The following is an 11,867-nucleotide window of genomic DNA, read 5'->3' on the forward strand; positions in this document are numbered from 1 at the left end:
CTCGAACCACTCCAAAACCCCTTCGGGCCAAAAGTGTTACCCATGTCTCCGATATAAACCGTAACCTATGTGTCCGGAATGGACCCTAGGGTGATGGTGCCCAGAGGCGGAATCGGCAGATCGCCGAAAAAAGACAACAAAATCAACGGCGGTGTGACCGAGGTTGCCTGCGCTGTGTAGCACCTAGGTGTTGCAAAGTCGAGACTACGCTGAACCGGTCTATCGCCCGCTTGTCGGATCTCAGCGTAAAGCGTAGCCTCGGCTGATCGTTCGGGGTGCCTACGGAGAGGTTCTGGCCCTCGATGAGAGGTGCCGATAAAAATCTTTGTCAGCGATCTTGAAATCCATGTGCTCAGTGAACAACTGAAGATTGTGAACCAGGCATGGTTCTCCTCGTCAAAGGATAAGTGTCCTTTGGCTTGTCAGGTGGCCATTTGGACCACCTTGGAACAGCGAGCCTGCCACTAATCGCGCGACCGGCGAGTGGTAGATCAACGCCCACCGAATGGTGTGCTCCGGTGGTCAACCGGCCGTTCCGTCATGAAAGTCCACTCAATGAGTCGGGCTGTGGCGGGCGGTATCAAAACCATCCCTGCTGTCGGTCCGGCTCCTATCAGGAGCAGTCAAATGACCCGATCAGGAAAATCAACCAATCGCCGAGCTTCGACTTTTGCTGAAATCGTCGAACGGCGCAGATTCCCGTCGCCCATTGAACATCAAGCCGTTGCTTTCGCCCGGAACGGGCATCGGGTATTGCCCTTGTTCGGCATTGTCGACCGGAAATGTGAATGCGGCAAAACAGATTGTGCTCACCCCGGCAAACATCCGCGCATAGCGGGTGGAGTTCGCGAAGCTTCTAGCGACATTCACGTTATTGAAGGCTGGTGCGAACGCTGGCCTTCCATGAATCTCGGCTTCGCGACGGGTGGCAAAAAGGGAATATTTGTTCTCGATGTCGATGGTGCCGAAGGCCACAAAAGCCTTCGTCGGCTGGAACATGATCACGGTAAGCTTCCACGAACGTTGACGGTCAGGACTGGCCGAGGTTTCCACCTCTATTTTCACGCTGTGCAAGCCATAGGCAATTCAGCTGGCACAAAGCTGGGCAAAGGTTTGGACGTCCGTGGCAAGAACGGCTACGTTCTGACACATTGGAGCCGTCATATATCGGGCACCATCTACAAGAGCCCTGATCCGAAAGCCAAGGTCGCTAGGACGCCCACGTGGCTTATCCGGTTGTTGGTCACGGATGAGCTGGGTGGGCTCTCCAGCAATGTGCCAAGCGCCGACGCAGCAACCTCATCGAGCAGCTCGGCAATTGCTTGGGCGCAGTCTGCACTGGCAGCAGAGCTTGAGAAAATGCGCACCGCCGTGCACGGTTCGCGGAACGCTACCCTGAACGGCTGCGCCTACAAGCTAGGGCAGCTGGTTGGCGGAGAAGCACTTTCCGAAGATGAAGTTGCACGTCAGCTGACTAATTGCGCTCGTCTCGTGGGTTTGGAAGATGATGAAATCAAGGGCACCCTCGCAAGTGGGCTCAGCGCTGGCAGGGCTAACCCTCGGTTCTTCCAACGAGACGTGGCTGCTGGCCGGGCAGGGGTAAATCCTCTTGCTAAAGAGCTCTCCCGCCTCGGCCAGACAGACTCGGATCTTGCGGTTCGCTTCGCACAACAAAGCGAAGGCTCAGTGATCTTTACACCTGCTCGCGGCTTTCTGGCCTTCGATGGCCGCATCTGGCGCGAGGATTCCCAGCTGAAGCGATTTATCCTTGCTGAGAAGGTTGCAAGAGCAATTACGGACGAATTACCGTATTTAACCGATCCCGTCGAAAAAGCGGCTAGAGCAAGGTTCGGCCAGCAGGCGCTTTCCAAGGGTTCGTTGGATCGCATGCTTGAACTCGCCCGATCCCATATCGTGGTTGCGGACGCGAAGATTGATGTCCAGCCGTGGCATCTTAATGTTCGTAACGGGACGTTGGACCTACGCACAGGCGCCCTCCACAACCATCAGGCCAGCGACCTTCTAACGAAGATGGCCAATATCGATTTTGACGAAAAGGCCAGATGCCCGAGGTTTGAATCCTTCCTACGGCATGCGTTGCGGGACGACGAGGACTTGATCACGTTCGTCCGGAAGGCTGTTGGTCTTTCACTGACGGGCGATGTTCGAAATCAAATTTTCTTCTTCCTACATGGTCAGGGGAAAACGGGAAAATCGACCTTCGTCAATCTTATCAGAGATTTGCTCGGAGACTACGGCCTCCATACGCCGACAGAAACGCTGCTTGCGAGACAGTACGATAGCGGCATTCCGGCTGATCTAGCTCGTCTGGCCGGTTCTCGTATGGTCACGGCTATCGAAGCCAACTGGGATCGGAATATCGACGAGGCCCGTATAAAAGCGATGACGGGAGGCGAGCCAATCGTTGCAAGACTCCTATACAAAAACCACTTCCACTTCCAGCCAGAGTTTAAGCTCTGGTTCGTAGCGAACGACTATCCTAACGTGCGTGGCAGCGCCGAAGCTTTCTGGGAAAGAGTGCGAGTCATACCTTTCACGGTCCAAATCCCACCTGAAGGGCGCGATCTTGGTCTTAGTGAAAAGCTGCGCGATGAGGCATCAGGCATTCTCAATTGGGCTCTTCGTGGATGCCTCGAGTATCAGAAGAGCGGCATTATCGCACCGGCGGGCGTCACGCGGGCGAACTCCTCTTGGCAGAAGGATGCCGACCACATCCGGAAATTCGCCGACGACATGCTTATTAGGGAAGACGGCAATATCCTGTCGGCGTCACATCTGCATAGGTTCTATGAAACTTGGTGTCGCAAGCATGGTGAAACTCGGCTGTCTATGGCTGGTCTCAAGAAGCAGCTTGAAGCTTATGAGTTCCTGCATAGACGTGACAAGGTTGGAAGCAATTGGGTAGGCGTGAAGCTGCGCCTCTAGTTGGAGCGGTGTGCCTGCGGTTTTGCCGCAGGCGCCAGCCATAGGGTTGTGTGGCAGCGGTGGCAGCTTTAACCATCACAAATTCAACCCTTAAAACCACCGTATACCCTTAACTGAAACACCTGCCACCGGTGCCATCAGCCGACAGTAAGGTCATCATGCAACGGAATCTTCGCTGGAAGCTCTTGGTGGTGCGAACGCTCACGATGACGTATCCGGGCATATCGAGGTCAGCTTTCTCCAAGCGGTCAAATTAGGCGACCTTCGATGCAAATCACATCTGAACAGCGTGATGCTTGGCTCAAAAACACCGCTGATAGTCCTTTTAACCTGTGGCTAGAACTGCAGGTCAAAGGGCCAGACGGTCAGCTCGACCTAGCTCGCCTATACGAAGTTGCTAAGCGTTTTGGGATCGACCGACAGGCCCGTTATTCGCACCTGAACCGCGGCCAACAGCGGATGATAATCGGCAATATGTTGCGGCGGGTCGTCCCTATCGTTGAGTACGAAAATGACTGGTCTGTTCCGCCGGTGGCCGTCCCACTGCGCGCCGTGAATGAGATCGTTGAGCATGCAGCATTGCCAACACGACCGGAAATTATCCAAACGGCTGGCGTGGCCGAGTTGCTAATCCTGCACAGCCAGATCATGGACGAGTTGCGTGACCGGGAAATCGTTCGCACTGGCAATGCGCCTCTTGGGGACTATGCCGAGCTTCTTTTTGCAACGGCCTTTGGTTGGTCGCTGGAGAGTAATTCTTCTAGCGGTCACGATGCGACAGATGCCGCGGGCTTGCGATATCAGATCAAAAGCCGTCGCATCGCGCCCAGAAACGCGTCTCGTCAGCTGAGCGCGATCCGGCGCCTACCTGACAACACCTTTGATTTTCTGGCTGCCGTTCTGTTCGATGAAAGCTACCGGGTTACCAAGGCCGTCGTGATCCCGCACGAGGTCGTGGTGCGCCGTGCAAAGCGCGTTGAGCACACCAACAGCTGGCGGTTCATCCTGCATGAGAGCGTGTGGGGCGAGGAAGGGGCGCGCGACGTCACCGCCGCCATTATTTCGACGTCTGCGACAATCTGATTGGTCGGGGAAAAGTGTGCGGAAAAGGCCTGCTGACGTCACACAACCGCGATCCAACATATTGATATTATTACGTAAATCTTGACTTTGGGGCCAAGATCGATATAATACGCACCTGTTCAGATGGCCGATTTTGGCCCCGAACTGACTAAAAAGGTGGGTATTTGACCAACTTCGCGACAGGGCTTCGAGCCCGACTTTTGCCGCCATCGGCTTCGCACCGACGCCATCGAACATCATCTGAAAATTCAACCCTGAGGCCCCGTTTGGGGCCTTTATCTTTTTGGAGAGCGAAATGACCAACGCCGCTGTTTCCACCGCTACTTCAACCGCGTTGCCAGCCTTAATCGTCCTAGGGCTTGATGACGGCGGCAAAGCCCATGCCTCCTGGTTTGGTGAGGCCGAGACGGATCAGGCCGAGAAGGCCGCCGGTATGATGGGCATGGCCGCCCTTCGGGCGTCGACGGACGAGCTGCGTGACCTCGCTGGCAAGCTACCGCAGGGCAAGGTGTTTGCCTCCGGCAAGGCCTTCGTCCCCTTCGTCAAGACGACTGTGTTCGACAAGATCGCTACCCACTTGCCGAGTTCCTTTAAGTGGCCAGCCCGGGCCGCCAAGCCTGCTGCGGAAAAGCCGAAGCCCGGCAAGAAGGCGTCGGCGGCCGCTGCCCAAGCGGGCGATCCAAACGAAGGCCTGACCGTCCCGGAAGGCTGGGACAAGATCGTGTTCGGCTCGCTCGTGCTGGCCTGCGAAAATGCGGATGAAGGCTGGTTTCATGCCCACGTGATACAAGTCAGCGCAGACGGCCTTTTTACCCTGAAGTGGCGCGACTTTCCCGACTGGCCGGTGATCGTTCGGCGCACCCACCATCTCGCGCTGCTGCATCCCAGACATGCCGATTGAGCGCGAGCCTTCCGTTCGCGACTATTCGCCTGATCATCAACAGCTGGGATGTACGATGACCCACACAGCATCAGAAATTCGCCGCCTCAACGATGCCTTCCGCAGCAGCTTCATAGGCGGCCATGTCGCTCTAACCAGCGGCGTTGCCGCCCTTGCCGATACCGAACGCCGCGCGCTGCTGCGCTCGGTGCGGGCTTTCGAAGCATTCGACAGCGATAACGATCCCTACGCCGAACATGATTTCGGTGCCGTCGACCTAGAGGGCGCCAAGTTCTTCTGGAAGATAGATTATTATAGCCCAGACATGCAGTCAGGCTCGCCTGACCCAGCGAACCCGGACGTGACACGCCGGGCGCTGACCATCATGCGTTCGGACGAGTATTGACGATGAGAAGGGCGTTTTCTCGTCGTTCATTTTTGCTGTGGTCTCTAGTCACTCTTGTCACGGCTAGGCCTGCTTTTCGATGGAAGCCGACCGAATCGTTCTTAGATCCTGACCCGGAGGGTGTTTCGCCTGCTTTGATGCGAGCGATCTGCGCTCACTGCGCCGCCTACTCTGAGCTCAATCAGCTCACGCGTGGAGCCGTCGCCAACGCGCTAGAGAGTGGCCCTTCGCGAAGCCGAAGGCTTGCCCGAGCAGTACACGCGGAAAATGAGCTGCGCCAAAGCTTGATGGCTTTCCCGATTCAAAACGACGCGGAGCGCGGTGACAAAGCCGCCTACCTCACCGGCCTGTTCGAAGTCGGAAAGGGGCTACCCATTGCGATCTAGGATGTTATTTGCCCACCTTTCGCCCCGCCTTCAAGGGCTTCGGCCATTCGCTATCGGAAGGGGGTGCGAGCACCAGCTCAGCTACGTCCACCTCCAAAGCAGACGCCAACCGATCAAGCAAGTCGATAGACGGGTTGAACTTCAGGCCCTCGATTTCGCTGATTGTCCCCCGGTCGACACCGGCGTCGACGGCAAGATTCTCCTGACTGACCCGCTTTGCGGCTCTAATTCGTCGAAGGTTGAAGGCGATGCGAATACGTCCGTCCATGTTGCGGACGCGACCAACTTGCAGCGCAATAATCTATCGGATATAGCCGACCTATTAGCGAGTTGTTTGACTCTGTTGGCGAAGGCGCGACCAAGACCTGCGGCACATAAAACTCGGATTAGGGGGTAGAATGAAAATTGCAGTTGGAATCATCGGGATTCTTCTGGGCTTGGTCTCGATGCTGCAGTCGTGTGCTGTCGCTACGGGCGGCAATATTTTGGAAAATAAAGACCTAGTAGGCGCCGGTTCAGTCGGCTTGCTGGTCGGATTGTTGTTCTTCGTCGGTGGCGCTTTCGCATTTGGTCTCCCGCTGGTGGCGGCCATCGTTTTCGTTCTTGGCAGCTTGTTCGCTTTGCTCGCCGCGAGTGCTTTCCCCGATATGTACATCTGGGCCGTCGCCGATTTGATCCTAGCCGCGATTGCCTTCTTTGCATGGAGGTCGGGTCGACGCCCAAGCGTCGTCGCTCGCAGTCCTGACCTGCCGAAGTGACATCCCACGCGTCCAGAAGCTTAAATGAAGGGCTGGAGAATGATCCGACTTTCGCGAGTATGCCTCCGATCAGCTGCTGGCTGCGGGTTAGCTGCGTGGGTACTATTTATCGGCTTTGGACTGCTGCCTGCGTCTGCCGAGCAAGTGGTTGAGGAACATGGGACCGTCTATGCTGAAATGGCCAGCGTCGAGCAGGTGTGCTCCTTTCTCGGGAGCCCCACGATGTCGGCGCTTGCGGAGTTGCGGGCTTTGGATCGGGAGGTTTACAATCAGTCGTTCAGAGAGTTTTCAGCCACAATGAGCGTGTGGCTGGTGATGAAGACAAAATCGGTAGGGCTCGATGACGGGTATGCGGCTTTTCCAAGCGCTGACACTCGTCATGAACTCAGCGACCGTTTCAATCTTTGTTTCGGACTGCACAGCAACGATACGCAATTTTTGAACGTTCTGAAGCTAGTGTTCGACAATCGCGATTTCCCGCCAACGCTCGGGTTTCTTCGGCCCTATTTTGGGCCACCGGAAATTGACCTCGAGGCGCTCGTGTTCATGTCGTCTATGGAAGATGGCAGTGTTTACCTGTCGAACTACCTGCAAAGCACGAAAGACTTGATCACCAGTCGTGTCGAGACTGCGCGCCAAAGTCAGGCGGCACAATCGTCCGCAGCTCCGAAAGGAGACGACCAGTCGCCCGACGACGACTCAGCTGGTGCGCTGGAATCGGTCATGGGCGGGCAGCCGGTCTACGTCCAATACGCCTGCGAGATTTCTCTAGCCGAGGTCCTTGGCGTTGCTAACCCCAACGGCGAAGAGAAGATCGTCGCGGCAGAAATTGGTGTGAAAAGCGATGGGACCGCAATCATCAACGGAAAGCTCGTTCAGCCGGTGAGTGTTTTTCCGGCTCCTGCGGGAACTGATATGCCATTCAACGGCGTGGTGTTTGCGGCGCTCGATGTGAAACAAGCACTTTTCTCCAACAAAGGTCTTGGAACGGGATTGCTCAATCCGAGCCAAGACGAACTTCAGGACTTCGAGAAGTTGACGGGGATGGCAGATGGCCTCACTGATTCCCTACTCGATGGACGGACCCGGTATCTCGCCATCTCGCTCGCGAATAGCACCATCTTCCTGACTGATGTGTCACCAGACGATAGGTTGGTGAACCGAAACACTCCTCACTGCAGCAGATCAAAGTGACGACTGCCCGAGATGGGTTCGCAACGCACTACGAAACATGCGGCGCGCCGACATGACCAACGATGCCCAGTTTCTGGCGGATGCGCGTCCCAATTAAAGGCGACTAAGCCTGCGGTTGCGGTGCTTTGACCAACACGTAAAAGCTGCAACAGCCCAAACTACCAAAATGCAGCCCAGCTAAGCGCCTCGATAGGTGTTTTTCAGGCCGTATAGGGGTCGCCAGCGGGCGAAACTGCCTGCGGGCCGTGTTCGGGGCAGGCCAAGCCACGGCGGCCAAGCCACGCCTCGTGGCAGCCAACCGAAAAAAGTCATTTCAGCGCTGGGTAGCCCTAGTTGACCACCCATAAGCTCTTCAGCTCGTGGCCAACCGCCCAATCAGATGAAGTGTCTTTCTCACATCTCGCCTCGTATGGATCGCGCACCATCTTAAATTCGTTGTCAATCACAGCTCCGAAAATGAAACATTCGTCTTTGTATTCTCCACGTTCCGCACTCGCCATCTTGACGACCGTTTTGATGATGATCGCCTCGAGATTCCGGCTCTTCCAGTTAACGGTCCCATAGTTGTCGACCGAGGAGACGACGTCAGTCGCCTTCCATGCGTCCTGGCCGAGTTGTTGGTTCCAACTTGTGAAGTCGGGGAACAGAGAGGGGATGTTTACCTCAGATGGCGACTGCGTTTTGGCCGCCTCATTTAGAACGGCGGTTTTCAGGCCGTCGGAGAACATATTTAGAAGCGCGGCGGCTGATGCGCCGTTCTTCTGACGAAGAGCTGCCTCCTGCGCTGACTTCGATTTTTGCTCGTCTTGGAGTCGTTGGGCGGCAACGCGTTTTGCCTCTTCAGCCGCCACGCGCGCTGTTTGTTCAGACTTGACTTGGTCCTGCCGGGCAAGCTCGAATTTCGCTTGCGCCGCCGCGACGTCACTTTGTTCGAACCAAATCGGAGCATAGGCAAAATTGACGCTGTCCCGGGTCAAGGCGTCGGTTACGGCTTTAAGGGTCGCGCTTGATCCATAGAGGATCCGGCACTTATCCCGACGTATCTCCTGATAGGCAGCTTCGACGTTCGATATGTGAGGTCCAGCCTGAGGAATGGATGCAAATTCGGCCAGCTTGTCGATGGTCGCCATATGGATCTTCGGCTCACCTTCGATGACGCCGCAGATCCCAGTGGACTTGGTGTCAAAAAGAATTCCGCCATACCCCAGCCTAGACCCCTTATCGACATCAGCCGCAACTTGGGTGGCAAAGGCCTTATCCTGGTCCATGCGCCGCTTCAGGTCTGCATAGTTTATCGAATCGAACGGGCGCAGGGCTTTTGCCTCAACCGCCTCTAGGTAAGCAACCGCGAAACTCGGTTTCGCTTCGACGAATTTCTTCCGCTGAATAAAGAAAACATCGGCTTGGTTGATGTCCGCTTGGCCGCATTCCCGGTTGATGTGGATAGTCTTCCCGCCAAGCGGGTCCAAGGCCACTGAAAGAACCTTTTCGAATGCAGGAGTGCGTTCCACACCAAAGAGACAAACCCATGCCTCGTTCTTGGTGAATGAGAATTCGCCAGACAGGGTTTTCAACAGGGACGGGGCTGCCGGACCTGCGTTGTAGAGGACAACGACATCGGCAAGCCCGCCTCGGAGCAGAACTTTATTCAGCTCGGTGACCGTGAAGGCTGGGCTACTGGCTACCTGAGGCTCGCCCTTGTCTTCCGCTTGCGATGGGGCTTTCAAGGCCGTCAGTTCATTGGTGAGACCTTGGCTCGTGATGAGAGCCCGAACGCTGTCTCTCGCTTCCGTAAGCGCTTCCAAATCCGATGAGGAAGTAACGCTGTCAAGCGCCTTAACTTCACTGACAACCAGCGGCAGCTTGCTGGAGGTGAGATGAGCTGCCATCCAACTCTTCAGCGCCTGCTGGTCGCCCTGAAGTTCGGCCAAGATGAGCGCCTTTTGTTTTTCGATGTCCTGCGAACGTTCCTTGTCCCTAGATGCGGAAAATTCGGCAAAGCCGGGAACTGCCATCAGCAGATTAGTTAGGCGAAGCGTGGAATCGTTTAGCGCGTCGGCGGAATTTGTCTGCACTTGCGCGTTTAGCGCAGCAGCCTTGTCAGCGATCTCGACCAAATTTGACGTCTGCGGATTCAGTTTTAGAAACGTTTCCGCATCTGATAGCAGGATATTCGCGGCGGCCTTTGAAGCTTTCAGGCGCCGAGCCTCCGACTTATCGAACGAGGCCTTATCCGCAAAGCCCTTTTGACTTGCGTTCCTAAATTCGAGTGGATTTGTAAAACCGGAAGCGCGAAACGCTACGAGTTCAGTTTTGGATTGAATTCCGAATTGCTGCGCTGCACGGAAATCTTCGGCGGACGTAAAGCCAGCAGCCTGCGCCCTTTGATATTCGTCTCGGCTTCGGAACCCTCCAGATACAGCAGCATCAAACTCCCGTTGTGTGCTGAACCCCAAGCTCTTTGCCTGCGCAAATATGCTTGCGGACGGAAAACCGCCAGCCATTGCGTCTCGGTACGAGCTGGCATCGGTGAAGCCAAGTGACTGTGCGAGGTTGCGCTCTTGATCGTTCCTGAAGCCATCACCTGCACCTCGTTCGATCTCCGCGAGGCTGTATTCTGTGAGCTGGTCGCCCGCCGGAACTCCGAAATTGACTGTGTAGGTCTTGAAAGCCGTGACAGTCGACGGGCCAATCAAACCGTCAATTGGTCCGTTGTAGAACGAAAGCCGGGTCATCGCAGCCTGGAGGCGTTGGACAACTTTGAGATATGCCGGTTGCGCCATGAAATCGAAAGGTTCGCCCCTCTGAAATGACAGCCAAGCAACCCGATCTAGGCTCTCTCCACGGGACAAAAATGCGTCCTGCGGGATTATGTGCAACTCCTTGAGTGTCTTCAGATTCGGCTTCGCCTTATCGACGTTCAACGTGCCCGCAATGATGGCAAAGAACCCGTTCCGGCCTTCCACCACTAATGTGGCGCCAAGTGTGGGAGCATATGATTGAGCTAGGGCAATAGCCTCATCCTCGGTAGGTCGACTCGATACGACCAGCCAAAGGACGTCTGATTGCGGCGTACGCAGCGAGGCTGGGACAACATCTGAGCGGGAGTGATAGCCCGTTAAGGTCCACGGTGGAAAAATGTTGGAGGGATTTGCCGCCGCCTCTAAACAAGAAGCTGACAAAAGGGCTACGACGAAGCCCATCGGAAACAAACGCATTTTATATTCCGCCTACCCAGACCCAAAATGTATCATGAGCTGATAGGCCTGCTCGCGCAAGCATGTCGGTTGCGGTGTTTGAAGTATGTCTAAGAAAGGTAAATGCAAGAATGCCACGCTGCTTTCTCCCCTCCGATGGAAAAAGCCGCAAAAGTTGTAGTGCGGAGGAGTGCTCAGCCCCATGCAAGCAATTGCGCTTGGTGGGCCTTCCCGAATAGGAACGTCAGAGGTCAATTGGAAAATCGCGATGCACAATGACGAAGAACTGATGACTGCCGATCTACTGGGGCTCACCACAGAGATTGTCGCTGCCTATGTGCAGAACAACCCAGTGCCATTAGCGGGTCTTCCGGATTTGATCGCCAGCGTTCATTCGGCGCTATCAGGCTCAGTCGAGCCGGTTGCCTCGCCGCCAGCAGTGCTCACTCCCGCGGTCAATCCGAAGAAGTCGGTGTTTCCCGACTACATCGTGAGCCTCGAAGACGGGCGCAAATTCAAGTCTATGAAGCGCCACCTCGGCTTGCTGGGCATGACACCCGATGATTACAGAGCGAAGTGGGGTCTTGCGAAGGACTATCCCATGGTGGCGCCGAGTTACGCGGCCCAACGATCAGCGCTCGCAAAGGCTTCTGGCCTAGGTCGCAAGACGGTCGAGGAAACGCCGTCGAGGAAAGCTCCAGCAAAGCGGAAAGCCAAGGCTTAAGGCTGCGTTTAGCAGCCTGTCAGCGAAAATTCGCCTCTAACTTCGGGGAATAGCCGCAATGGCTCACTGGTTCAACCCCCGGCTACCTGAGGACCGTTGGTCCTGGGTCAACCTGCGGGCTGACCATGTCAAGCGAGCGCTAAGCGACTGCGCAACAGTTTAGTCCTAATGAAAATGAATATCGCCCAGGACGGGTGCGGGTTCCCCACTGACCTTGCCCCCAGTTTCTGTCCAGTTTTGAGTTCGTTTCCGGCGTGGGTTGTGCCCTGCTGGGCGGGTGAAGGGACGGGCGC

9 protein-coding genes are annotated in these 11,867 nt (G+C 55.8%); 7 read left to right on the plus strand and 2 right to left on the minus strand.

The window, feature by feature from the left end; translation table 11 throughout:
• Nucleotides 1-627: 627 nt before the first annotated feature.
• From NKH22_RS31155 to NKH22_RS31170, 4 genes are all read left to right on the plus strand, one after another.
• Entirely contained in the window at nt 628-2,946 is a 2,319-nt protein-coding gene (locus NKH22_RS31155) for a phage/plasmid primase, P4 family (protein WP_352912383.1), read from the plus strand.
• A 267-nt stretch (nt 2,947-3,213) separates the two neighbouring features.
• A complete protein-coding gene (locus NKH22_RS31160) occupies nt 3,214-4,029 on the plus strand; it encodes a hypothetical protein (protein ID WP_352912385.1) in 816 nt (271 codons plus the stop codon).
• Nucleotides 4,030-4,324: 295 nt separating this feature from the next.
• Nucleotides 4,325-4,930, plus strand: coding sequence for a hypothetical protein (locus tag NKH22_RS31165; RefSeq protein WP_352912386.1), 606 nt, complete (start codon nt 4,325-4,327; stop codon nt 4,928-4,930).
• 55 nt (nt 4,931-4,985) lie between these two features.
• Nucleotides 4,986-5,315 (plus strand): DUF3768 domain-containing protein, encoded by a 330-nt coding sequence (locus NKH22_RS31170; protein ID WP_352912387.1) that lies wholly within the window; start codon nt 4,986-4,988, stop codon nt 5,313-5,315.
• Between the two features lie 390 nt (nt 5,316-5,705).
• On the opposite strand, the gene NKH22_RS31175 is transcribed toward NKH22_RS31170, so the two are convergent.
• Nucleotides 5,706-5,969, minus strand: a complete 264-nt coding sequence (locus NKH22_RS31175) for a helix-turn-helix domain-containing protein (RefSeq protein ID WP_352912388.1) — start codon at nt 5,967-5,969, stop codon at nt 5,706-5,708.
• A gap of 130 nt (nt 5,970-6,099) precedes the next feature.
• Here NKH22_RS31175 and NKH22_RS31180 point away from each other — a divergent pair, with 130 nt between their 5' ends.
• Together NKH22_RS31180 and NKH22_RS31185 are read left to right on the plus strand one after the other, a co-directional pair.
• Nucleotides 6,100-6,459: a hypothetical protein gene (locus NKH22_RS31180; RefSeq protein ID WP_352912390.1), complete on the plus strand. Its 360-nt coding sequence runs from the start codon at nt 6,100-6,102 to the stop codon at nt 6,457-6,459.
• Nucleotides 6,460-6,681: 222 nt separating this feature from the next.
• Nucleotides 6,682-7,653: a hypothetical protein gene (locus NKH22_RS31185; RefSeq protein WP_352912391.1), complete on the plus strand. Its 972-nt coding sequence runs from the start codon at nt 6,682-6,684 to the stop codon at nt 7,651-7,653.
• A gap of 329 nt (nt 7,654-7,982) precedes the next feature.
• On the opposite strand, the gene NKH22_RS31190 is transcribed toward NKH22_RS31185, so the two are convergent.
• The gene (locus tag NKH22_RS31190; RefSeq protein WP_352912392.1) at nt 7,983-10,871 is read right to left on the minus strand and encodes a hypothetical protein; all 2,889 of its coding nucleotides are present in this window, start codon (nt 10,869-10,871) and stop codon (nt 7,983-7,985) included.
• Nucleotides 10,872-11,118: 247 nt separating this feature from the next.
• Here NKH22_RS31190 and NKH22_RS31195 point away from each other — a divergent pair, with 247 nt between their 5' ends.
• Entirely contained in the window at nt 11,119-11,574 is a 456-nt protein-coding gene (locus NKH22_RS31195) for a Ros/MucR family transcriptional regulator (protein WP_352912393.1), read from the plus strand.
• The last annotated feature ends 293 nt before the right edge of the window (nt 11,575-11,867 follow it).

Source organism: Mesorhizobium sp. M1252, assembly GCF_040318265.1.
Classification (GTDB): domain Bacteria; phylum Pseudomonadota; class Alphaproteobacteria; order Rhizobiales; family Rhizobiaceae; genus Mesorhizobium.

Bases quoted from the DNA above. Each gene is read 5' to 3' on its own strand.
- NKH22_RS31190 (WP_352912392.1), bottom strand. From the start codon at position 10,871: ATGCGTTTGTTTCCGATGGGCTTCGTCGTAGCCCTTTTGTCAGCTTCT.
- NKH22_RS31175 (WP_352912388.1), bottom strand. From the start codon at position 5,969: ATGGACGGACGTATTCGCATCGCCTTCAACCTTCGACGAATTAGAGCC.
- NKH22_RS31195 (WP_352912393.1), top strand. From the start codon at position 11,119: ATGCACAATGACGAAGAACTGATGACTGCCGATCTACTGGGGCTCACC.
- NKH22_RS31165 (WP_352912386.1), top strand. From the start codon at position 4,325: ATGACCAACGCCGCTGTTTCCACCGCTACTTCAACCGCGTTGCCAGCC.
- NKH22_RS31170 (WP_352912387.1), top strand. From the start codon at position 4,986: ATGACCCACACAGCATCAGAAATTCGCCGCCTCAACGATGCCTTCCGC.
- NKH22_RS31185 (WP_352912391.1), top strand. From the start codon at position 6,682: ATGTCGGCGCTTGCGGAGTTGCGGGCTTTGGATCGGGAGGTTTACAAT.
- NKH22_RS31180 (WP_352912390.1), top strand. From the start codon at position 6,100: ATGAAAATTGCAGTTGGAATCATCGGGATTCTTCTGGGCTTGGTCTCG.
- NKH22_RS31160 (WP_352912385.1), top strand. From the start codon at position 3,214: ATGCAAATCACATCTGAACAGCGTGATGCTTGGCTCAAAAACACCGCT.
- NKH22_RS31155 (WP_352912383.1), top strand. From the start codon at position 628: ATGACCCGATCAGGAAAATCAACCAATCGCCGAGCTTCGACTTTTGCT.